Source organism: Paenibacillus sp. FSL R5-0470, assembly GCF_037975205.1.
Lineage (GTDB): Bacteria > Bacillota > Bacilli > Paenibacillales > Paenibacillaceae > Paenibacillus_AQ.
On the sequence record NZ_CP150238.1, the window covers coordinates 2,119,159 to 2,143,466 of the forward strand.

Annotated in this window: 21 protein-coding genes; 19 read left to right on the forward strand and 2 right to left on the reverse strand. The window is 42.3% G+C overall.

Going from position 1 to position 24,308, the window contains the following annotated elements; genetic code table 11:
• The first annotated feature begins 32 nt into the window (after window positions 1–32).
• The 15 genes from MKY99_RS09105 (at window position 33) to ptsP (ending at window position 15,939) form a co-directional block, all read left to right on the forward strand.
• Window positions 33–905, forward strand: coding sequence for a sugar ABC transporter permease (locus tag MKY99_RS09105; RefSeq protein ID WP_042186574.1), 873 nt, complete (start codon window positions 33–35; stop codon window positions 903–905).
• 56 nt (window positions 906–961) lie between these two features.
• On the forward strand, window positions 962–1,822 hold the full coding sequence (locus tag MKY99_RS09110; protein WP_042193549.1) for a carbohydrate ABC transporter permease: 861 nt from the start codon (window positions 962–964) through the stop codon (window positions 1,820–1,822).
• A gap of 62 nt (window positions 1,823–1,884) precedes the next feature.
• Window positions 1,885–3,795 carry a beta-N-acetylhexosaminidase gene (locus MKY99_RS09115; protein ID WP_339269999.1) on the forward strand — a complete coding sequence of 637 codons (1,911 nt, stop codon included), beginning with the start codon at window positions 1,885–1,887 and terminating at the stop codon, window positions 3,793–3,795.
• A 416-nt stretch (window positions 3,796–4,211) separates the two neighbouring features.
• On the forward strand, window positions 4,212–5,564 hold the full coding sequence (locus MKY99_RS09120; protein ID WP_339270001.1) for an extracellular solute-binding protein: 1,353 nt from the start codon (window positions 4,212–4,214) through the stop codon (window positions 5,562–5,564).
• 33 nt (window positions 5,565–5,597) lie between these two features.
• Window positions 5,598–6,482 (forward strand): sugar ABC transporter permease, encoded by an 885-nt coding sequence (locus tag MKY99_RS09125; RefSeq protein WP_339270003.1) that lies wholly within the window; start codon window positions 5,598–5,600, stop codon window positions 6,480–6,482.
• The gene (locus tag MKY99_RS09130; protein WP_339270005.1) at window positions 6,482–7,312 is read left to right on the forward strand and encodes a carbohydrate ABC transporter permease; all 831 of its coding nucleotides are present in this window, start codon (window positions 6,482–6,484) and stop codon (window positions 7,310–7,312) included. The genes MKY99_RS09125 and MKY99_RS09130 overlap by 1 nt, the downstream gene beginning before the upstream one ends.
• A 169-nt stretch (window positions 7,313–7,481) precedes the next feature.
• Entirely contained in the window at window positions 7,482–8,405 is a 924-nt protein-coding gene (gene yhfZ, locus MKY99_RS09135) for a GntR family transcriptional regulator YhfZ (protein ID WP_339270007.1), read from the forward strand.
• 30 nt (window positions 8,406–8,435) lie between these two features.
• Complete coding sequence (locus MKY99_RS09140) at window positions 8,436–8,795, forward strand: PRD domain-containing protein (RefSeq protein WP_339270009.1); 360 nt, start codon at window positions 8,436–8,438, stop codon at window positions 8,793–8,795.
• On the forward strand, window positions 8,795–9,160 hold the full coding sequence (locus MKY99_RS09145) for a DUF2620 family protein (RefSeq protein ID WP_339270011.1): 366 nt from the start codon (window positions 8,795–8,797) through the stop codon (window positions 9,158–9,160). The genes MKY99_RS09140 and MKY99_RS09145 overlap by 1 nt, the downstream gene beginning before the upstream one ends.
• Before the next feature lie 82 nt (window positions 9,161–9,242).
• Window positions 9,243–10,541 (forward strand): YhfT family protein, encoded by a 1,299-nt coding sequence (locus MKY99_RS09150; protein WP_339271565.1) that lies wholly within the window; start codon window positions 9,243–9,245, stop codon window positions 10,539–10,541.
• Window positions 10,542–10,559: 18 nt separating this feature from the next.
• Window positions 10,560–11,465 carry a phosphotriesterase-related protein gene (locus tag MKY99_RS09155; RefSeq protein WP_339270013.1) on the forward strand — a complete coding sequence of 302 codons (906 nt, stop codon included), beginning with the start codon at window positions 10,560–10,562 and terminating at the stop codon, window positions 11,463–11,465.
• Between the two features lie 41 nt (window positions 11,466–11,506).
• A complete protein-coding gene (locus MKY99_RS09160; protein ID WP_339270015.1) occupies window positions 11,507–12,676 on the forward strand; it encodes a YhfX family PLP-dependent enzyme in 1,170 nt (389 codons plus the stop codon).
• Complete coding sequence (locus tag MKY99_RS09165; RefSeq protein WP_339270017.1) at window positions 12,676–13,893, forward strand: phosphopentomutase; 1,218 nt, start codon at window positions 12,676–12,678, stop codon at window positions 13,891–13,893. The genes MKY99_RS09160 and MKY99_RS09165 overlap by 1 nt, the downstream gene beginning before the upstream one ends.
• An 18-nt stretch (window positions 13,894–13,911) precedes the next feature.
• Entirely contained in the window at window positions 13,912–14,169 is a 258-nt protein-coding gene (locus tag MKY99_RS09170; protein WP_060624506.1) for an HPr family phosphocarrier protein, read from the forward strand.
• A gap of 33 nt (window positions 14,170–14,202) precedes the next feature.
• Complete coding sequence (ptsP, locus tag MKY99_RS09175; RefSeq protein ID WP_339270020.1) at window positions 14,203–15,939, forward strand: phosphoenolpyruvate--protein phosphotransferase; 1,737 nt, start codon at window positions 14,203–14,205, stop codon at window positions 15,937–15,939.
• 98 nt (window positions 15,940–16,037) lie between these two features.
• On the opposite strand, the gene MKY99_RS09180 is transcribed toward ptsP, so the two are convergent.
• Together MKY99_RS09180 and MKY99_RS09185 are read right to left on the reverse strand one after the other, a co-directional pair.
• On the reverse strand, window positions 16,038–17,240 hold the full coding sequence (locus MKY99_RS09180) for an MFS transporter (RefSeq protein ID WP_339270022.1): 1,203 nt from the start codon (window positions 17,238–17,240) through the stop codon (window positions 16,038–16,040).
• Window positions 17,241–17,264: 24 nt separating this feature from the next.
• On the reverse strand, window positions 17,265–17,846 hold the full coding sequence (locus tag MKY99_RS09185; protein WP_042186580.1) for a TetR/AcrR family transcriptional regulator: 582 nt from the start codon (window positions 17,844–17,846) through the stop codon (window positions 17,265–17,267).
• Window positions 17,847–18,199: 353 nt separating this feature from the next.
• On the opposite strand from MKY99_RS09185, the gene MKY99_RS09190 reads away from it, so the two are divergent.
• The 4 genes from MKY99_RS09190 to MKY99_RS09205 all read left to right on the forward strand — a co-directional run bounded on the left by MKY99_RS09190 (window position 18,200) and on the right by MKY99_RS09205 (window position 24,185).
• A complete protein-coding gene (locus tag MKY99_RS09190; RefSeq protein ID WP_076283298.1) occupies window positions 18,200–19,999 on the forward strand; it encodes a sensor histidine kinase in 1,800 nt (599 codons plus the stop codon).
• Window positions 20,000–20,135: 136 nt separating this feature from the next.
• Window positions 20,136–21,413 (forward strand): extracellular solute-binding protein, encoded by a 1,278-nt coding sequence (locus MKY99_RS09195; protein ID WP_143764008.1) that lies wholly within the window; start codon window positions 20,136–20,138, stop codon window positions 21,411–21,413.
• Window positions 21,414–21,440: 27 nt separating this feature from the next.
• A complete protein-coding gene (locus tag MKY99_RS09200; RefSeq protein WP_179085719.1) occupies window positions 21,441–23,072 on the forward strand; it encodes a helix-turn-helix domain-containing protein in 1,632 nt (543 codons plus the stop codon).
• A gap of 99 nt (window positions 23,073–23,171) precedes the next feature.
• Window positions 23,172–24,185: an S-layer homology domain-containing protein gene (locus tag MKY99_RS09205; protein ID WP_339270025.1), complete on the forward strand. Its 1,014-nt coding sequence runs from the start codon at window positions 23,172–23,174 to the stop codon at window positions 24,183–24,185.
• The last annotated feature ends 123 nt before the right edge of the window (window positions 24,186–24,308 follow it).

The following is a 24,308-nucleotide window of genomic DNA, read 5'->3' on the forward strand; positions in this document are numbered from 1 at the left end:
TCAGACAAAAGTACGTAAAGGAGGCTGTCGCCATGCCTGCATCATTGCGCAGCAGAAGCTTCGTCATCATGGCGCTGCTTCCTGCACTACTCATCTTTATCATCTTTGCGATCGTCCCGATTTTTTGGTCAGCTTACTACGGTTTCTTTGAGTGGAAGGGTCTCGGTGCTGCTAAGCTTATCGGGTTGGATAATTATCGAATGATACTAGAGGATCCAGTATTCTGGAGAGCACTGAAAAACAACCTGATCCTTGTTGTCTCGGCAGTAATAGGTCAAGTATCGGTCGCATTGCTGCTGTCATTGTTCTTGCTCAAGAACACGATGTTCAATCGGTTGATGCGCTCCGCTGTATTCCTCCCGATGGTGCTGTCTACAGTCGTCGTCGGTCTCATCTGGGGCTATATTTATCACCCGCAAATCGGTTTGCTGAATCAATTATTGGAGACGCTGGGACTGGAATCTTGGCGCCGGCCTTGGCTAGACGACCCTAAAATCAATATGTTTGCCGTATCGATCCCGATTAACTGGGCGAATATCGGCCCGTATCTTATCATTTTCATCGCTGCACTCCAAAATATCTCTTCAGAAATTGAAGATGCTGCGAAGATCGACGGGGCGGTAGCCTGGAGAAAGCTATTTTTCGTGACGCTCCCGATAATTTGGGGAACAGTTGTTGTAACCATCGTACTGTGCATATCTGGAAGTTTGAAGGCATTCGACCATGTTATCGTCATGACGCGCGGCGGTCCTGCACAATCGACAGAATTGCTCGCCACATATATGTACAATAACACCTTTACGGTATACCGTTACGGCTACGGCTCTGCGGTATCCACAATGATTATTCTGATTAGCGCCGTGCTCATTGGCCTAAATCATATCATCACGAAGAGACGCGGCTAATGGGCGGTCGGCTAATGTTAGCCCGGCCGATGAAGGAGTGAATCGCTATGCAAGCAATGATAGACGCTCGGTCGGAGAAGATGAGAGGCTCTCTGTGGCGTAAGCCGATTTCCGGAATTGCGAAAATCATCCTGTTATTTTATGCCATAATTACATTGTATCCGCTATACTGGTTAGGAATAAGTGCATTCAAGTCGAATCAGGAATTTTTCAATCGTCCCTATTCCTGGCCGCAGCATTGGCAGTTCGACAATATAACCCGGGCATGGGATCTCGGAAATATGGGCCGGGCGGTGCTCAACTCCACAATTGTTACCCTCTCAGCACTGCTGCTGACCATTGTGCTCGGCATGCTTGCAGCTTATGTGCTTGCCCGGTTCCCATTCAAGTTGAGTGGCGTTATAAAAGGATTGTTCTTGCTCGGCATGCTCATTCCAATTCATAGCACACTCGTTCCATTGTTTATTTTCATGAACAAGCTCGGGATGCTGAATACGTACTGGTCGCTCATCCTACCGTATACGGCATTTGAATTACCAATTGCGATCTTCCTTGGAATGTCCTACATCGTATCCATTCCGAGAGAAGTAGAGGAAGCGGCGATGATCGACGGCAACGGCTGGTGGGGAATCTTCGGACGCATCATTTTCCCATTGTCCCTGCCGATCGTCGCTACGATTACAATTCTTGCATTTTTGAGGTTTTGGAATGATTTCTCCTTCGCGCTCGTCTTTATTAATTCTCAAGCGCTGAAGACGCTGCCCCTCAGCTTGTCGCTCTTCTCCGATGGATTCGGAACGGACTACAGCTTAACGATGGGTGCGATGTTTATTGCTGCAATACCAACCATTCTCATCTTTTTGATCTTCCAAGAGCAAATTATGAAAGGCATGGTAGCAGGCTCGGTCAAAGGTTAACACCCTTGATCGAGTTTTTGGTGTAATTTTATATATATTTCATTTTTGTGGAGGGATTGATAGTGAAGTTACATTTTATAGGAGAATTGAGCGAGCTTCAATCAGGACTTCAGTTGCTGCTTGCCGAACTTAAGTCAGAATGGTCGGAGGATGGAATTCCTGTTTTGGTAGAACCGTCTTCAGGAGAACTGGAAGTGGGTTATGATGGTAAAAGGGCTTATATTCGTTATAGTGCTAAACATCAGTTCTTCCGCGGCTTGGGACTGTTGATACAGAAGCTTAGTGGCGGAGAGCAATTTCAAATTACAGAGCAACAACAATTCGATGCAATCGGTCCGATGTTTGATTTATCGCGCAATGGAGTGCTGACCGTTGAAAGCTTCAAGTTTATGCTGCGCAAAATGGCGCTGATGGGCTTGAATAGCGTCATGCTCTATTTGGAAGACACTTACGAGATAGAAGGTGAGCCTTATTTCGGCTATATGCGCGGCCGTTACTCGGCGGCGGAGTTGAAGGAAATCGACGATTACGCCGATCAATTCGGCATTGAAGCGTTCCCGAGCATTCAGACACTGGCTCATTTGGAGGAGTTTTTGAAATGGGAGCCGGTAAAGGAATATAAAGATACAAAAGGCGCGTTGCTAGTTGGAGCGGAGAAGACCGATCGTCTGGTAGAAAATATGATTGTCAGCATTAGCGCGCCGTTCCGCAGCCGGAAAATCCACATCGGCATGGATGAAGCGGAAGAGCTTGGACGCGGTAAATTTTTGGATCGCAATGGACATATGAACCGTTTTGATATCATGACAGGCCATCTGGAGCGGGTGCTCGCAGTAACTCGACGCTTAGGGTTGAAACCGATGATGTGGAGCGATATGTTCCTGAAGCTGGCTTCAGCTAACGGTGAAGATTATTATGGCCATGAGACGCAAATATCAGAGGACATGTCGAGCCGCATTCCTAAGGACATAGATATGGTTTACTGGGACTATAACCATGTCGAGGAGAAGGACTACGAAACATTGATCGCCAAACACCGGCCGCTCGGTAATAATCTTATTTTTGCGGGTGCGGTATGGGTGTTCAATACGTTCGGTGTCAATTACGGGCTATCCTTGCCGGCGACGGATGCAGCGCTGACGGTATGCAAGAAGGAAGGCATCCGCGAAGTTTATGCGACGATGTGGGGGGACGACGGAATGGAGAGCAATCCATACATCGCTTTGCTCGGCTTGCAGTTTTATGCGGAACATGCCTATTCAACGTCCACGCCGACTGACGAGACGCTGGCCGAGCGCGTTCGGTTCTGCACCGGCATCGAAGCGGATGCTTACATGGGGCTGAAGTATTTAGACGAGACACCGGGAGCTGCACCCAATAATCAGAAGCAGAGCAATCCATCTAAGTTTCTGTTGTATCAGGATGTACTGCTGGGGCTGTTCGACAAACAGATTGATGGGTTAGATATGGCGGCTCATTATGCATGGGCGGAAGGCGAAATTGCTAGCCGCAGAAAAGCTGAGGCAGAGCTAGATTACTTGTTCGAGGTGCCGCAAAAGCTTTGTGCAGTACTGAAGCTGAAGAGCGAAATCGGACTTGAGCTGAAGAGGGCTTATGACAGTGGCGACAAGGCATTGCTTAGGCGGATTGCTGAGGATGTTTTGCCCGAAATCTCGCTGGGTGTGCAAAATCTTCGCGCCGCACACCGGAAGCAATGGCTATCGATGTTCAAACCGTTCGGCTGGGAGGTGCTCGATATTCGTTACGGCGGCGTTGTAAGCCGGCTGGATACAGCGAGCATGAGGCTGTTAGAATATGCGGACGGAAAGCTCGAACGGATCGAGGAGCTGGAGCAGGAACGATTGCTGTATAGCACGACGAACCGTTTCACCGACAAAGGTGCAGGCTGGTGCAGCTATTATTACCGCATGGCGTCGCCTAACGTCTTTTTCCATGTGATCAATCCATTCTAGGTTGAAGAATTATAGAATAAGAAGATAGATAGAGGACAGCTGATTGAGGCTGTCCTATTATTTTTAGATTTGATCTTAACATTAGTATTCTCAAGGAGATTGAAATCAATTGTTATTAAATTCATTGAAATCTGCGATTTACAATTAGAAAAAAGAATGGTATTATTTCCTTGAGTCAAAATACAAAAAAAAATATATTCAAAAAGTTGTAAAGCAACACATTGGATTGCAGTAAGTTAGTTGATTAACAAGTAAGTTGGGGGAAAATTTATGGCCCAATATACAAATTAATGTATTTTGAGGTCGAGAGAAAAGGGGGCAATATTGTAAGCGCTACCTAGTACGAATCTGTGGAGCGCACAATGAAATTATTAAAATCATAGCTACATATTCGATTAATGGGGAGTTGTGAAAAAATGAAAAAGCAATCATTGTTATTGGCTATTACAGCACTGGTGGCGCTAGCGGGTTGTTCGGAGAAAAATGCAGAGACGACGGAGAAAACAAGCCCTGCCGCTTCTTCAACTACTGAAGTAAGTAAGCCCGCTTCATCAGACCCATTCAAGATGGTACTTCGTCATATTCACATTCGTGAAACTGCGCTACCAACCTTGAAGCTGCTTGAGGAAGTTGTACAAAAGACAGAAGAAGAAGTTCCAGGATTGAAGTTCACACTTGATGGCGTTGAAGATACGGTGAACCGAAATGTAAAGCTGAAGGCAGAGATGGCAAGCGGAACTCAACCCCCGATTTTCAGTTTGTTCGGTGGTGCTGATACTCAGAACTACTCAAAAGCAGGTCGTTTATTAGCGCTTAATGACATCATGGCTGAGGTGGGAATTCAGGATAGCTTTTTCGATCTTCGTGAATTCACAGTGGATGGGAAAATCTATGGCTTGCCTGAATCCGGCTACATCGAAGGTTTCTTTTATAATAATAAGCTGTTTGCAGATGCAGGTGTAGAAGTACCAACGACTTGGGATGATCTACTTGTTGCAATGGAAAAGCTGAAAGCCAAAGGAATTACTCCGCTTGCAATGGGTGCTGGTGGTGGTGATGGTTGGGTGGCGAACATGCTTGTGAACAATCTGATGATTGCACTTGGTGGGCCTAGTCTTCAAGAAGGTTTTGCATCTGGAGCTACGAAATGGACGGATCCTGCAGTAGTTGAAACGTTCAAACGAGTTGCTGATTTAGTTGATAAAAAATATATTGATCCGAACGTGCTTGGATTGGCTTTTGCTGAAGGTCAAGCTACTTTCTATACTGGTAAAGCGGCAATGCTCTTTGATGGTAGCTGGGCTGTAAATGCGATAATTGGAGACACATCGGTGGTTAAAGACTCCACAGGATTCTTCCGTTTCCCTGATGTAGGTGGTGCAGGTGATGGATATATCAATGGTGGCTGGTCGAATGGTTATGGATTCTCTGCGGATCTGAAAGACAACGAATTGCAAGCGGTAAAAGCATTTATTAAGAACTTCTATACGTTAGACAATCAAGCGCGCATCCTCGGGGAAACCAACCAAATTCCTGCAATGAAAGGGATTACGGAGGTAAAAGGTGCTAGTGAATTGATTACGATGATTGGTAAACAACAAGGTTCAGCCAAAGGCGCTTACCCAGCTTTTGACGCATTTGTACAAACGAGTGTAAAGGTAGAATTAGAAACGATTGTTCAAGAATTGTTAGGTGGAAAAATCAAACCTGAAGCAGCAGCAGAGCGTATGCAAAAAGCGCAAGAAAGCGCGAATGCAGAAGGTAAGTGATTTTAGTATAAAGCCTACTACAGGAGATATGACATGAGCAAAATCTATAAGAATTATACAGCTTACTTTATATTCGTAGTGCCGGCGCTATTGTTGTACATTACTTTTTATCTGATACCGTTATTTAATTCCTTGCGTTATTCCTTTACGGACTGGAATGGTATCAATGATCCTGTGTACACTGGATTTGGGAATTTTGCAAAAGCGTTAGCGGATGAGAAGTTCTGGGTTGCCTTTAAGAATAACGCTTACTTTGTGGGCTTCTCAGTGTTCATTCAAGTCCCACTAATCATTTTCATTTCTATTATAGTAAGTGGGGTCAAGCGGTTTCTAGGTTTTTACAAGCTGACTGTGTTCTTGCCAAGTATTTTATCAACAGCTTCGGTCTCCATCATCTGGAAGTTTATTTATGCGCCGGAAGCAGGCTTATTGAACCAAGTACTTCGCACAATAGGACTGGATTCATGGGTGAAAATATGGCTTGGAGATGAGGCATACGCGATATTTGCCGTGCTTGTAACGAATGGGTGGCAATGGACTGGGTTTTATATCGTTCTAATCCTAGCAGCCATATTTGCAATCTCCAAAGAAGTTCTGGAAGCTGGGGAAATTGACGGTGCTACGGGATGGACCAAAGCAAGATTACTAACGATCCCTTTAATTCGACCAGTCATCGGTGTAACGCTATTACTATCTGTTACGGGAGCCATGAAAGCACTTGATATTGTACTTATTATGACCAAAGGTGGTCCGTTCGGTAGTACCGAATTGATGGCGACCTATATGTACAAACAAGCTTACAGTATGAATGATTTTGGTTACGCAAACGCAATAGCAATCGTAATTACCCTATTTACAGCGCTAGTGACACTAGGACTTCATTTCTTTAACAATCGGTCGAAGGAGGATGCATACTAATGAACAATAAGCCTAAACGCCGCATTCTCCCTCATGTAATACTCATGGCTTATGTTCTTTCGGTACTGTATCCTTTATGGTTTGTAGTTGTCTCATCTATGAAAAATAATACCGAAATGTTTAATGATCCATGGGGACTACCGCCGAGCTGGAACCTTACTAATTATGCTAGTGTATTATCCAACTCGCTAGTCATACACAATTTTATGAACAGTATGTTTATTGGGTTAATTGCGACAGTTACTACGATCCTCCTGTCAACAGCCATTGCCTATGCGCTAACTAGAATGAAGTTCAAAAGCTTAAACCGGATTGTATATGGATTACTATTGTTATCCTTGTTAATCCCACCTGCTTCATTACTTATACCGTTGTATACCATGATTCAGGAGCTTGGACTCTATAATACTTATTTTGCGCTAATTATCCCTTATGCTGCATTCGGTATACCGCTTACCGTGTTTGTTGTGAGTGCATTTTTGAAGTCGATCCCTCTGGAGCTAGAGGAAGCGGGTGTAATGGATGGCCTGACCACCTATGGTATCTTGCTGCGAGTCATTATTCCACTTACAATGCCAACATTAGTAACTGTATTTATTCTCAATTTCATTAACAACTGGAATGAATACATTATGGCGAGCTTATTCTTGTCCAGTCAGGAGCTACGTACGATGCCTGTTGCAGTAGTTGCCTTTGCAGATAAGTTCAACATGAACTACGGCGCACTGACAGCATCGATTGCAATAAGCATCTTCCCGGTCATTCTGATGTACTCCTTCTTCCAAAAGAGTATTATCGAAGGCGTAACTGCAGGAAGCGTGAAGGGTTAATTTAGTAACATTTATTAAAAAGCATAAGCATTGGCTCTATCGAATCTCCGTATGGACGTAGTCTTTACATCATTCCTTGAGCTCTTGTATAATTGATCCATCAACCAAAATACAAAATTTTGTACTTTTGAATATGAACTTCTAGTGATCGAATTGGAGCGAGGTAAAAATGATGAAAGATAAATTGTACCAAAAAAGCGGAGTGGTCATTATGCATCTAGCTAGGGTGTTTATGACTAAGAAAAAGGGCGATCGGATTGAAACGGTATCGGAGTATGAGAAGGAGCTTGGCTATGCTCGGGGAACGATCCAGAATGCACTTTCTGTATTGAAAACAGAAGGTGCAGTTACGCTCGAGAGTAGAGGGCATGTAGGTACCTTTGTAAAAGAGATCGATTATAAGCTTGTTTGGATGTTCACGGGAATTGATTTTGTGATGGGAGCTATGCCGCTTCCATATTCCAAATTATACGAAGGCTTTGCAACAGGTCTATATAAATCAGCCGAAAAGCATAGTGGGGATTTAAACATGGCGTATGTTCGGGGAGCGAGTGTACGGATTCAAATGCTGCTTAAAGGCGCATATGATTTTGTCGTCGTTTCCCGGCTTGCTGCCAATCAGGCTATTGCTGAGGGATTGGAGCTAGAAATAGGACTATATTTTGGGCCAAAAACGTATTTGTCTGAGCATGTCATCTTGTTCGCAGACAGCACGAAGCAAATCATCGAGGATGGAATGACCATTGGGCTCGATCCAAAATCGATTGACCAATCTTATATTACGAAGGCATTGTGCGAAGGAAAGCAAGTGAAGCTGCTAGAGATGCCATATAACCAAATCGTTCAAAGTATTCAATCCAATAAAATAGACGCTGGTGTATGGAACCTGGATGAAATTAAGGAAAAGGAATTACAGATTTCCTACCAAAGCATATCGAATAATGCAGCATTCATCGAGACTTCTGAGGCCGTTATATTGACTGCCAAGAATAACAAAGGGATCAATAATATTTTAAAAGAATTGATCCAATCGGATATTGTACTCGACTACCAGCGCAAGGTAGTGAACATTGAAATTGATCCTAGCTACTAATATTAACTAATGGATGGGGAGACAGATGACATGTCACTTAATGATCGAATAGAGCTATTATTTGAATCTGAACAAGTGGATCGTGATACCTTTGAGCAGACTCCAAATGTATTAAAGAAGGTAGAAGAGTTTCTGGAGCTTAAGCTTGAAGAGGAGAATGCGGGGTCTTTTACCTCTCACCTCATGAAAGCTATTCAGCGGATAAAGACGAATGAAGCTGTACAGACATGTTCGACAGCATTAGTACAGCAAGCCCTAGCTAAACCTGAGGTCTATGAATTTTCATTAGAACTCTTGGCTCCCTTTAATATTCATAACTCTAATTTAGATGTTGAGGCAGCATTTGTTGCCTCTTATCTACTCTCACTGACGGATGAGGAGGAAGTTTAATGATACGCATTGTTATAGCAGGATTGCAGAAGGATCGGATTAAGAAAAGTGTTTTAGAAGCAGGTGGAGAACGCGTAGAAGCATTGATAACCACGGATATGGATGCTGCCAAAAGAGTGAAGACTGGTCAAGCTGATTATTATATCGGAGCATGTAATTCAGGTGGAGGCGCTGCTCTATCCATCGTAATTGGACTTCTTGGTTATAGCAAGTGCGCTACGGTTGCTAAGAGTGGGGGCAAACCTGATCCACTCAAGATCGAAGCACTTGTCAACAGCGGTACAATTGCCTTTGGAATCGCTGAAGAAAGTATTGAAACGGCTGTTACCTTTATCGTCGAAAGCTTGCTTAAGAAACATCAGTAATCTAGCAAGCATACTAATTTTTACAAAGGGGATGGGGAAGATCGACTGGAACAGCTTACATCTCATACAACCTTTGACTATCATGCAGTTTATTGTTGTGATGTGCTTAACGGCTCTGACGGCGCTTGCTGCTCATTTAGGAAAGGCTGTATTTCATGACGGTATCCGTCCTATTCTGCCTGAAGTCATCGAAGCCCGGATGAATCGGCGTGAGCTAGCCTCTATTGCTAGTGGATTAAGCTTTGGTTTCATTGTTTCCGTCGGAATTTCATTTGCCTTCTCATTTCAGATGTTGAACCCGTGGCTGTTATTTCTACCAACTGATATTTTGGGCATCCTTGCAACCCGTTGGTGGATCGCACTAGTGTTAGGTGCTGCTTGGGGAGCTACTGCATTGTTTGGGCTTGCAGGTGTTCTGTCACTTGCGACCATGCTGCCCATCGATATAATTGATCCGCTCAGTCAGCTAAATGTGGGATTCTTGGTTGCCGTTGCCGTTTTTCCTTTGGTTGCGATTATGAATCAATTCGGTTGGAAAAGGGCATTATCCAGTGCTGTTATTGTACTAGTCACTCGCCAATCGCTAGCATTATATACCGATAGCGGAATCTTCATTCAAGTAGCCATGACAACGATTGTTTCAATACTTCTTCTAGTGGGATTTGTATTACATAAAGCCTGGACCCAGCGACGAGATCTGGATGTTGATGAGCAAGAAGAAGAGTTAGAACAGCGTATTCATTTGAAACGGATTGTTAAAGGTCTTCCTTTGTTTATGGCTATTGGAGGTTGTGTGGCAATTGCGACTAATCTTGGCCTATTCACAGGATCGGATGCAGCTATACCTTATTTACAAAATGCTTGGAGCGCTGGCGAAGCAACAACCCGTGGAGGTTGGCTTCAAAGCGCCGCAGTTATAGATATCATACGTTTGCTGAGCTTCATGCCACTAATTGTAACAACAGCATTAGCAACGGGTGTTTACGGGGTCATGGGACTTATGTTTGTTTTGCCAATAGGATACCTATCTCCTAATCCTGTGGTTGCTGGTTTATTAGGGGCTGTAGTGGTTTGTCTGGAAATCGCAGCCATAAGTAAGATATCGACGTGCCTCCAGCGGTATCCGATGATACGTGAAACGTCTGATTATTTCCGTTCAGCAATGAATACGATGATTGAAATTGGACTCTTGATTGGTGGTTCTTTGGCTGTATTTCAAATGGAGTCTAGCACGGCAGGATTAGGCTTAATGTTATATATTCTGCTATATGCTGCTAATGAAGGACTGGGACGCCCAGTGATGCGACTTGCTTTTGGGCCTGTTGCCGCAATTGTAGTCGGATTAGCACTAAATATACTTTACTTTACCCATTTGTTATAGATCGAGGGGGAAATAGAATTGAAGCTGCATACTGTTAATGGACTTATAGATGTTATGGGGATTAACAGCACGATGATTCATGAGCATCTTGTGTTTGATTTAACGCATGTTCGTAATGATGCGGACTCTAAGCTGCATAGTAGCGATGTAACAGAAGAGATTGAGGGCTTGCAAGCATCAGGCTGTGATCTAATTGTTGAAGTATCTAATATCGGCATGGGCCGTAATCCACTAGGCATGCTTGAAATCTCGGAGCGAACAGGAATCTCAATTATTGCTTCTACCGGGTTCTATAAAGAGTGCTTTTACCCTTCTTTCGTATTTGAGAGTAGCGCGGAGAGTCTTTCTGAGATCTTCATTCGTGAGCTTGAAGTGGGGATGGATGAAACGTCAATTAAGGCTGGGTTGATTGCTGAAATCGGCAGCAGCTTAAACGAAATAACTGTAGCGGAAGAAGCTGTATTCCATGCAGCGATTATCGCACATCAGGCCACAGGCGCACCGATTAGCACACATTGTGAGATCGGTACGATGGGTAGGCAGCAATTAGCCTTGTTTGAGAAGTACGGAGCTGATCTTAGCAAGGTATCGTTTGGTCATCAAGATTTAAACTTAGATATTAATGAACAAAGAGAGCTCCTACGGAGTGGTGCTTTTATTCAATTCGATACGATCGGCAAAAACAATTATCGTACGGATGAAGATCGTGCGTTGAATTTAGTTCAGCTATTAGAGTATGGCTTCGAGGATCGTTTGATGCTTTCGTGTGATATTACGCGCAAATCGCATTTGCGCCAGCATGGTGGACATGGATATAACCATTTGTATGAGAGCTTTATTCCGAAGTTAAAACAGCATGGTGTAACGGATACCGTGCTTGAGAAAATGCTTAAGGTTAATCCACGCAATTTTTTGAATTTTTAGTAGATCGTGAGGGTTGAAGTCAGAGAATTAAGGAGTTCACTATGTTCCTAGAAAAAACTATAGAGAGAAATGCCGCATTGGTTCATTATGCGATTGAACTGCATCAATCTGGGCAAATTATGCCAGATACATATGTGATAGATTTGGATGCAGTATCAAGCAATGCAAGTGCTATGCTAAAAGAAGCAGATGAGCAGCAAATTAAGCTATTTTTTATGACAAAGCAGCTTGGCAGAAATCCAATTGTCTCGCAGGAGTTAATGAACCTCGGATTCGAGGGAGCCGTTGCTGTTGATTTCCGGGAAGCTGAGACACTGAATGATTTTGGCATTAAATTAGGTCATGTTGGGCATTTGGTGCAAACCCCATCCCGAATGATTGATCAGGTTGTACGCATGAAGCCGTCATGGATGACCGTCTACACGGTGGAAAAAGCGAAAGAAATTAACCAAGCTTGCCGAAAATTAGGATACACTCAAAATGTACTTCTGCGGGTAATCGATCATCAAGACGTCTTATATCAAGGACAATATGGCGGTATTCGTTTAGAAGACTTGCCGATCTGTATGGAGCAATTATTGGGATTGAGCCATATCCGGGTAAGCGGTTTAACTTCATTTCCCTGTTTTCTATATGACGCCAATCTCGAAGATTTCGCTCCGACGACAAATGTGCAGACCATGCACGCAGCCAAACAGCTTTTGGAAGAACGGTATGGCTTGAAGATCGAGCAAATGAATATGCCTTCGGCCACCTGTTCACACAGTATTAAGCTAATAAAAGCTTCTGGAGGAACGCATGGTGAGCCTGGGCATGGTTTACTGGGTACGACACCGATGCATGCGGTTGCCGATTTGGTTGAACGACCTGCGATCGTGTACGTAAGTGAAATCTCCCATACACTGGATCAAATGAGTTATTGTTATGGTGGCGGTTACTATCAACGGACGCTTTTAAAAGAAGCAATTATCGCAGATTCATCAGGCAACCTGCATACTAGTAAAGTACATTCACCATCACTTGATTCTATTGATTATCATTTTGAGCTGGATGGATTATATCCCGTGGGACATTCCGTCATTATGGCTTTCCGTACACAAATTTTTGTTACCCGAAGTGTAGTTGCTATCGTTGAGGGTTTATCTAAGAATCGTCCAAGACTAGTCGGCCTGTATGATAGTTTAGGAAAGCCGATCAAGGGGGCTGACTAATGGGCAGATTTGTCGTTGTTGTACTGGACAGCTTTGGGGTCGGGGCAATGGATGACGTCCATGAAGTTAGGCCACAGGATGTAGGCTCGAATACCTGTAAGCATATTTTGCAGACCGTATCTGATTTATCGCTAATGAACATGTGCAAGCTTGGCTTAATGAATGCGCTAGGTGAAGAGCTTGGCGTTAACAGGTTTAGTAAAGAATCGACATATGGAACAGCTAATTTAACGCATATTGGTGCAGACTCGTTCGCAGGTCATCAGGAAATTATGGGAACAAGACCAAAGCCGCCTCTTCTTCAGCCATTTCGTGAAGTGATTGATCAGGTCTTTCAGGCATTGATTGAAGCGGGGTATTCGGCTAACTATGTAGGTGATGACACGAGAGTACTGGCAATAAATGAATCTGTTATAGTAGGGGACAATCTCGAGACAGATCTCGGTCAAGTCTTCAATGTGTCAGGCTGTTTAGATGTGATTTCATTCGATGAAATTGTTAACATTGGTCAGGTTGTACGAAGTGTTGTTAAGGTGTCACGGGTGATTGCTTTGGGTGGTGAACAGGTTAGCTTTGACCAGCTGCTACAAGCCCAGAGCGCCAAAATGGACGGTGTTTATGTTGGGATCGACACTCCGAAATCAGGGTTATACAATTCCGGTTATCGTGTTACTCATCTGGGATACGGTGTTGATGCAGCGGTTCAAGTGCCAAGCATTCTCGGAAAAAATGGCATTGAGGTCTCTTTAATTGGAAAAGTGGGAGATATTGTTGAAAATCGAAATGGAAGGAATCTACCGGGAGTTGAAACGGAGCAATTATTTGAGCTTTTGCTACTTGAAGTAAAGCGAATTCGTCACGGCTTTATTTGCTTGAATATTCAGGAGACAGATCTAGCCGGACATGCTCAAAATACACTGCTTTATGCCGATCGCTTACAGGTATCCGATCTTTACATAGGTAAGCTCATCGATCAACTGGAAGCGGATGATGTACTCATCTTAACGGCTGATCATGGCAATGATCCAACAATTGGGCATAGCCATCATACAAGGGAAAAGGTTCCTGTACTTGTATATCATGAGCCTATGCAGGAGTGTAATCTCGGACATATGCAAACATTGTCTGACATTGGTGCTACGGTTGCAGATTATTTTAATGTCGAGATACCTGAGAACGGGCAGTCATTTCTATCAAAATTCAAGGTTGTTAATTAGTAAGGAGTGGGAGATATCATGGAAAAAGAGTTCACGATTATTAATCCTGCGGGAATTCATGCGAGACCTGCAAACGCAATTATGGATAAGGCAATAACCTTCACCTGTCGTATTACCCTTCAGAAGGATGCGAAGACGGCTAATGCTAAAAGCATGGTTAGTCTATTGAAGCTTGGCGCGAAGATGGGAGATACGGTGACAGTCATTACGGATGGTGAGGATGAGCTTGAAGCTCTGGCTGCCGTAGGAGAAATTATACAATCTAGTATTGATTAGTAGTGATTATGGGTCACATTAAGGGGATAGCCAATGAACGAGTGGGTAGGAATTGCAGCTTCGAGTGGCTATGCGTTGGGAACGACGTACGTGCTGCCTAGCGCTCTATATGATACAAGCAGGAGAGGGCTGGAAGCACACGAAATTCTTGCTGAAGTCGGAAGATTCGAAGCAAAGGTAGAGCAGTCGATTAAGGATATTGAGTTATTAAAAAGTGACGCTGTTGCTGACAACAAAGTAGAACAAGCCGCCATTTTCGCAACACATCTCTCTCTTTTACGTGATCCTGAATTTGTGGGAGAGGTTACGCAACGGATTCAAGATGAAGCAAGCAATGCAGAGGCAATGCTACATGAAGTGACCGAAGAATTAATTACACTGTTTGAAGCAATGGACAATGAAGTTTTAAAAGAACGCTGCTCTGATTTGCGGGATGTAAGTGCAAGAATCGGTTCTTATTTAGGGGGGGAAGAAGAGAGGGTTCAAACTGAATTTCCCGAGCCTGTGATTATGATCGGCGTGGACTTGGCACCCTCGCTCACTGCGAAGCTGGATGCAAGCCAAGTTATTGGATTCGCTATAGATATTGGAGGCAAAACCTCACATTCGGCAATTATTGCTCGATCACTAGGTATTCCAGCGGTCGTGGGCTTGAAGGAGATCTCCTCCAGTATTCAAACCGGTGATTTCATCATTATTGATGGTTATCGAGGAACTGTAATAGTGAACCCATCTTTAGAGGTAGTTGAAGCCTATCGATCAATGAAGCATGATGAGGATACAAGGTTAGCACGTTTTGAAAAGTATAGAGAATTGCCTACGGTTACAGCAGACGGAATATTGGTACAACTTGCCATCAATATTGCTCACCCCAAGGATACTATGGCAGTAAAAAAGGTTGGGGCTGAAGGCGTCGGATTGTATCGGACGGAGTTTCTGTTCATGGATAGGAAGGAGATGCCAAGTGAGGAGGAGCAGTATTATGCTTATAAAGCTGCGGTAACAGCGATTGGCGAGCATGATTCTGTTATCATTCGTACACTTGATGTCGGTGGTGATAAGGAGATTCCTTATTTACAGCAATCCAAAGAGTCCAATCCGTTTCTAGGCTATCGTGCGATTCGTATGTGCCTTAGTAGTGGGAATACCGAAATGTTTAAAATGCAATTACGTGCAATTCTACGAGCAAGCGCACATGGTAACGTTAAAATCATGTACCCGATGATCGCAACACTTCAAGAGCTTCGTGCAGCAAACCAGATATTGAAAGAAGCTAAGGCCGAGCTTAATGCATTGGGCGAAAGCTATGATGATACAGTCGAAGTAGGCATTATGATTGAAGTTCCAGCTGCTGCGTTGATTGCCGATCAGCTCTCGAAGGAAGTGGATTTTTTTAGTATTGGTACGAATGATCTTGTTCAGTATACGATGGCTGCAGATCGGATGAACGAGCAGGTTGCTTATCTGACACAGCCACTACATCCAGCGGTTCTTCGGCTGATTGATCAAGTCATTCGAGCTGCTCATGCCCAGAATAAGTGGGTCGGGATGTGCGGAGAAATGGCGGGTCATCCAGTCGCCATACCCATATTGATTGGAATGGGGCTTGATGAGTTTAGCATGAGTCCTGCAGCCTTGCTGCCTGCAAGGGAATTGATCTCCAAATTAAATCGTTCTGAAATGGTAGAGCTAGTGCGAGATGTGCTGCAAATGGAATCTGCTGAAGAAATCGAAACTTACGTTAAGAGCAATGTATTGGAATTTGTTTGAATCGTGCATAAACATGAGGAAAGAAACAGACCGCCTTTTGGGCGGTCTGTTTCTTTTTCAAATATAAGAATTTATTTGTCCTTGTGAGTGTTCTTACCTTAGTTTACCAACCCATTAGTAGCTTGTTTTTCTTTCCATACCATCGTAATTACAAGACCAATAAACATAATGACAGCCGCAAAGAGATATGGATAGTTGATGTTTACATCAAATAATACTCCGCCTAATGCAGGTCCGATGATATTACCAAGGCTAGTATAGGTTGAGTTCATGCCAGCGACAAAGCCTTGCTCTTTTTCAGCCGTTTTTGATAAATAGGTCGTTAGTGCTGGACGGAGTAGGTCAAATGCGAGAAAGATGAAGCAGGTTACTAGCAGAACAGTTAAATAGTTATTGATCATGGTGGAGGCTACAGCTAAGGCTACGCCAGCAATTAAGCAGAGTTGAATGAGCTTTTTTTCACCGAGCTTATCTACCATTTTACCGAATAAAAAGACCTGCACAACCACCCCGAAGATTGAGCTTATTGTAATGATGGTTGCAATATCCCGTGGAGTGAAGCCAAATTTATGATCAGAAAACAGGCTAAACACAGTTTCATATGCCGATAAGCCAAAGGCGAGGACAAACACTATAATAAACGCAATAATATATGCTGGATGAAACGAGCGTTTCAGATCACTGATAAAGTTGGTGTCTTTTTTAAGTTTACTGATTTCCAAAAGCTGCTCTTTGGATAGTGGCTCTTTCAGAATAAATATCGACGAAATACAAGTGATTAAGGCGAAGCCAGCAGCAAAATAGAATGGAGCACGTATACCTAGTTCAGTAATAAATCCTCCGATTCCTGGGCCAATAATAAAACCAATACTAATGGCGGCAGAAACATAACCCATTGCCTTAGGTCTTTCCTCTACTGAGGTGATGTCCGCAACATAGGCTGTGACGGCAGGCATAATGAATGCACCAGCAATCCCTCCAAGAATTCTGGCGATATAAAGAACGGATACATGTGTGCCTAAACCAAAGATTAATTCCGATGCACTGAAGAGCACTAAGCCGATAACGATCATTTTTTTTCTACCGTAAGTGTCAATCCATCGCCCTGCCAGAGGAGACATGAGTAATTGCGCGAACGCAAATGCTGCTACAAGATACCCCATCGTTTTACCTGACAAATGCATAATGTTCATAAAGGAAGGCATAACAGGGACGATCAGCCCAACGCCTAGAAAAACAATGAATATGTTACTTAGTAGAATGAGTAAGACTGTTTTTTGTTCTTTCAATGGTTTCTTCATGAAGTAATACCTCTCTTTGTAGAATCACAGCTGTGAAATACCTCTCCAAAATACGGTCCATGAGGCATTTAGTTTTTCATTTAAACGGATTTCATTATTGCCATACACAAGCTCTAGCATGATCGAATCAACTACACCTAAAAAGGCAAGCGTTGGGATGGAGGCTGCATCTTCCATGATGACTTTGGCATCAATCCAAGCTTGGAATTTACTTTCAAGTACGGGTTGAATCTTTTTCTCTGTGTCGATTACTTCTTCATCAATCGCTGTAGCAAGATGGGGCGGTGGAAAAAAAGAGATACGCAGCCAAAACTTTAACTGCTCGTTCTTTTGAAACATATCAATGACCAATTGCAGATATCCTAATAAATCTGTTTTAGGATTATGAGTCCCTACCTTACTCAAATATTGTAGTTTGGATGAGATTTCTGTCTCTTTGGCATCTTGTAGAACTTGCAGAAAAAGATCATCCTTCCCTTTGAAATGGGCATAAAGAGATTGTTTTTTCATCCCGACTTGCTCAGCAATTTGAGACAAAGAAGCCCCCTCATATCCATGAGTTGTGAAACATTTCAAAGCAATGTCTTTAATTTCTTTACTTTTCAAAAAAAATCACCTCGATATTAACGAACGTTCGTCAGTTATACTATCAAATTAAATTATTTTATGCAAATGAATATTGTTTGAAAAGACGATTGACCGAACTAAAAGAGCTGATCCTAAAGTAGAACTTTCTACAATAGTGTCGGCTCTTTTTCATTTTGAATCAGCTCGTAAGCGATGTCGAAAGATGAAAATAAACTCGGATTTATTTGTGAAGTAAATTTGAATGTGTAATATTCTGAGTACTTTTGTCGCCATGCAGGAAGTAGCACAAATTTAAGGGAATATGTTGTTCAATATTCATGGTGAGGTAGAAGTAAGCGTTTATAAGTTATCTTTTAAAGGGGAGGGAACTTATGAGAAAAAATTGGCGGATGTCTAGCACATTAAGGCTTTTTTTTATACTGGTAGTCATTCTGCCGATCATCTTATTCTCCATCATTATTCTAAATATTTATAAGCGAGATATTCTTCAGCAAAATACATCACGATCTCAGCAAACGGCTCAAGCGATCTCCTATTCCGTTAGTCAGGAAATAAGGAGGTTGACGGGACTATTTGCTTCTATCGGTATGGACAGGGATGTGATGGCAAAGCTTTATGAAATTAATCGTAAGAGTGGAGTCGAGAAACAGCAGGCTTATTATGAGCTAAAGGTCTTAATAGAGAAGTACACGGCATCCATCTCAGGACGAGTACTGTCGGTGAACTTCCTATTTAAAGATCATCAATCCTATTCGTACTTAAAGAACTTGAATTTGGATGATTCTTATTTTCGCCAAAAAACGTGGTATGGGCAGGTGCTGAATAATCCAGATAGCGTTCATTTTCTGGGGATGATGCCCAATATTTTATATGGTAACTACAATCCTTACAATATGGTTGCTGCCCTATCTCCAAGTGTAATCAATCCTTTATCCCAGCTAGAAATGATTCTTTTTACGTTTGAGAGTAGTGCCTTTGATCATATTTTGCAGTCACGTGATAATACGGAATCCAGCCTTTTCATCGTCACAGAGGAAGGTCAAATTATCTCATCCAATACCCTTGCCTCTAGAGGAGGGGAATTCCAAATGCACTGGTTCGCAAATCGTGGGCCGCAGGAAAAAGGGTACGTTGTGGATGTTAATGGTGAAGATAGAAATTTGATAACATACGCCAAGATTGATCAGACCGGATGGTGGCTTGTACAGTCTATTCCATATGCTGATCTAACAGCCAATTACCTTAGTGTGAATTATATCGTCTGGGTGTTTGCATTGATGATCATCTTAGCATTTATTCTTGTTTCATTTTACTTTGTATCTAATGTTACTAAGCCGTTAAATGAGCTTCTCCGGCAAATGGATCTGGTTACTGAAGGTGATTTAAACGCTAAATTTATGAGAACCGGCAGCCTAGAGCTAATTAAGCTTGGGCATTCTTTTAATCATATGACGGAACGTATTCAGGATCTGCTCTACCATCATGAAAGGCAAGAGGTGGAGAAGCGAAAGGCGGAGTTTGCAGCACTTCAGTCGCAGATCAATCCACACTTTTTAATAAATACGCTCAATTCAATCAAGTTTATGGCTTTAATCAGTAAAGCAGATAACATACGGAATATGACACATGCGCTAACTCGTCTACTGGCTTCTTCTTTTAATCGAGGTGGAATTCTGACTACGATTGATGAGGAAATAGATCATTTAAAGAATTATTTGTATATCATGGAGATTCGTTTTGGTAGACCCATTCAAACGAGATGGGAAGTAGATGAGGATTTAGCAGGTTATTATATATTGAAATTGCTACTACAACCTATTTTAGAAAACAGTATTATTCATGGACTAAAGAATGTTGACTATCCTGGTATCATCGAAATCATAGTGAGCAAACAAGCGGAAGATCTTCTTATAACTATAGCTGATAATGGTGTAGGCATGTTGGATATGGATGCTCAGGAATATGACAGCGATGGTATACGCCATCAGCATTCTTTCAGTGGTATGGGAAACAGTAACGTTAATAAGCGAATTCAGCTACATTACGGGAGGCGTTACGGTTTAAAGTACGAGAAGAATAAACCTCAGGGGACGATAGTATCGATAAGACTACCGTTGATCGACACGCCGGAGGAAGAGATGCAGGATCAGTTGTTAGGGGAGGGAGGATGAAGCAAAATGCTGCGGAGGATCATAAAAGATCATAGTCCAGAGGGAAAACATCATTCATGTGTAACTTCAGAGGAGGTATGATGGTATAAACTTTTTTCGAAGGCTGTGATTAATAGAAGTGAAAATAATACTTCGTGTGTCTTTAATAGGGATCATTTCTCTTATTTTTGTAGGTGGCTTCTTCTCTTTAAGTAAGTTCAGTCCCAAAGGAGGGGCAATAGAGCAACAACAGGGAAAGGTGAATCTGGATCAACCGATTAAAATAAAATTCGGCATGTGGGAAGCGAAGACAGATATCAAATTTTGGACGGAAAAGGTAAGAGACTACTCTAAAATTAAGCCTAATGTAACGGTTGAAGTAGAGACAATTCCCGATAATAGCGGTCAGTATTTAAAGGTTCGTTTAGCAGCCAATGATTTGCCGGATATTTTTTACCTAAAGCCAGATGACCTACTCACTTACAAAGCAGTACTTCTTCCACTGGATGGATTAACCGCAGCAAAAAACAATAAATATCCCGCTAGATTAGATCATTCCATTCTTGGTCTACCACTTGTATCCTTCTCTGAATATGTCTATTACCATCCAAGTATCTTTCAAGAGGCCGGCGTAGAGATTCCGCAAACGATGGATGAATTTATGGATGTGATGATGAAGATTAAAGCGCATGGCAAATATATTCCGATTGCGATTGGCGGGAAAGAGAATTGGACGTTTTATCCTTTCACTGAGTTCGGACCACCTCTACTATCCAAGGATGAGAATTATTTATCTTCAATCGCACAGACAAAACGCCCTTTCGGAAAAGGTTCTCCTTTCGAGAAAGCAGCAGTGATGATTAAGAAAATAGCAGAGAATGAACTAGCAGGGCCCGATGCACTCAATATTGGTGTGGATCAGGCAACGCTGCTGTTTCAAAATAATAAAGCGGCTATGCTTGCACTCGGTCAGTGGTACCTTAGAGATCATTTATCCAAAATGAAGGATGATAAAGATTTAGATGCGTTCACATTGCCCTGGAGAGAGACAACTTCAGAGCGTTTGCAGGCAATCACTATGCCAGATCAATATATGGCGATCAATAAAAATTCCAAAAATACGGAAGAAGTTAAAGCATTTTTGGAGTGGGTATTTAGCCGGGATGTTTACCAAGTGTATATTAATTATTCGCAAAATTCATCGACAGTGATCAATATTGAATCATTCCTGCCGTTCTTCAACAATGTTCAAGAGAAGCACCCCTTTGAGCCGTTTATGTACCTGGGGATCGATGAGAAGTTTGAAAAAGTAAAAAATGCCATACAGTTTGATGAAAAGAAGGCTGCACAAGAAATTTTTTCAGGTGCTGAGGTGTCCGATATTCAAGAAAAATTGAATGATGATTGGGAGATAGCGGTTGAGGCTTTGAGGTAATCCTATAGATCAATTATGGAGGGATTTATGATGAAATTTAAAGCTCTCATTGTTGATGATGAACCATTAGCTAGGTTAGCCCTCCGGGAGTATATATCCATTGCTTCGACCGATTTTGAGATTGCAGGGGAAGCAGGAGATGGTAAGGAGGCATTAAATATGCTGAAAATCCATCAGGATGTGGATCTAGTTCTGGCGGATATTCAAATGCCAAATATGAATGGAGTAGAGCTACTCGAAGCACTGAATAACACTACTTTTTCGAATCAACCGTTAACCATCATGCTTAGCGCATACGGAGATTATTCTTTTGTAAGAGATTCCTTTGTTCTCGGCGCCTTTGATTACATTGTTAAAGCCAAGTTAGATGAAACTTATATTGCACCGGTACTGACTAAGACTGTGGATGAATTGAAGCGGCGGCAAAGCTCCTCAAAGACAGTATCAACCTTAGAGGACGTAGAAGCTTCGATCTGTTCCGTTCTGCATCGACTTTGCCTATCGGATTCTTTAGAAGTGACAGATGATGATATAACACCTTCGCTGGAGCTTGTACGAAAGCATATGGGGGAAAAAAATCTGGAGGTTGCGCTTCTTAGGCTATCAGATACCGTTCAATTTGAAGATTCACACCGTATGATTATGCAGACGATACGAACGGTAACGAATCGAAGTAGAAGTGAAGGGATCTGCAAAGTATGCAGATATGATGACAGACATTATGTTTTGTTCTTCTCTTTTCCAGAGCAATGCAGCATCATCGCCATTCGTAGATTGACAGACATAATCTTGTCTGAGGTGAGCATGAGATTAAAGCAATTTATTAATTTGAAGCTATCTATGGGCATCAGTGATATTGTGGATGGTCATCAGCAGTGGAACCGATTATTCCGCCAAGCTGAACGATTAGCAGGGTTGAGTTTCTACCAGGGGTACAATCGATTATATTATCCGGAAGCTGAAAGGCGTCCATCTATTAAGGAAAGTGACTGGAAAGAGGCATGGTATTTGGCTAGAACCGAAATGCTGAAGTCATTAAGTGATCCGGATTTAATGAAATGGCAGGAGGTCTATGAACACTGCTGTAGCTTGTTGATTCAGCGATACCCTTGTTCACCTGAGCTTATCAAATCAGATGTAGTCGATATGACTTGGGAGGCAAGTGCATTAATTTATCAAAAAGGCGTTTCTTGGGAAAAGCTTCATGATAAGCTGCCTTATCCCATCACGGATCATATTTATAAGCAGGAAACCTGGGAGAATACGGTGCATTGGTGCCGACTGTTCTTGGAACATCTGCATCAAAAGCTGCATCCGAAAGATCAACCCAAGGAATGCTTTCTTAGCCCTGTTGTTGCTAAAACGAAAGAGCTCATAGAGAAAAACTTTAACGAAGATGTCCATTTGTCGAATATTAGTCAGATTGTCGGTGTAAGCGAGAGCTATTTAAGTAAACAATTTTCCAAAGAAATAGGTGTTAATTTCATTCAGTTTCTGACGAATCTGCGAATCGAGAAGGCTAAAAAGGCGCTGGAAAGCGGAATGAAAATATACGAGGTATCTGAGCAAGTAGGATACGTGAATCCAGAACATTTCAGTCGTATTTTTAAAAAAATCACAGGAATTAGTCCCTTAGCTTATCGCAGAGAGAATGAATAACAAAAATAATCAATGTTGAACAAAATAAATCATGTGTATCCGTTTTCAAAATCCATATGATAGGGGGGAGTTAAAATTCACGGGTGAAGGGATGTTCTTATGAGACGCAAACGATTCACATTCGCACTAATCTGTACGTTATGTTCTTCCATGTGGTTGAGTACAGTCCATGCTGAAAAAGTCTCTGACTTCGAGATGCAGACATCAGCTACTGAATCTGCTAATTCTACGTTCACCGTTACATTAAAGGGTAAAGATATTCAAGACTTATACGCATATGAAGCTAAATTTAATTTTGACCCGAAAGTGCTTGAGATTGTAAAAGCAGAAACGAAGATCAAAGGCTTTTCTGTATCTCCAATCGTTAAAAACAATGAAATTACGATAGCCCATACCAAGATCGGAAATGTGAATGGCGAAAAGGGTAATTTGGACATTGCCACGATTACCTTTAAAGCTAAAAGGGCTGGTACAACTGCAGTAAAATGGACCGCATTAAAGGTTCTTGATCGTAATCTGAAAGATCAGGAATTTACCCCGAATCAATCCTCAACATTCACCAAGATTTTCAGCGACATCGTCTCACATTGGGCGAAGCAAGATATCATGGAAATGGTCACTAAAGGAATTGTTGAAGGCATGGGTGCCGACAGCTTTGCCCCGAATAATAACATCACTCGCGCACAATTCGCAGCTCTTATAGCCAGAGCATTAGATCTTACAGAAGGTTCTGGAAGTAATCCGTTTACGGATGTGAAATCAGGAGTTTGGTACGAGGATACGGTAAAGAAAGCTTATGCGGCCGGAATTATTAGTGGTTTGTCCAAGACGAAATTTGCTCCGGAAAAAAGCATTACTCGTGAAGAAATGACAACGATGCTGATGCGAGCGAAAGCTTATGCTTCCGGTGTAAAGATCGATAGTATAGCCTCAGATTCTACTACTACGTTTAAAGATGATAGTAAAATAAGCCCGTGGGCTAAAGTGTCGGTGGGGTTTGCCTTGAAATCTGGATTAATGAAAGGTAGAACTCAGACTACATTTGCACCAAAAGAATCTGCTACAAGAGCGGAATCAGCCGCTGTTATCAAGCGATTGTTGAATTCCAAGTAATACAAAAAAACATATAATGACGCACCTTCTTATGGAAGGAGGGCTCATTATGGCCTTGTGATGTCAAAAACATACAATTAAAGGAAATATGTGAATTGATAATGTTCATTCTTCTTATATTTA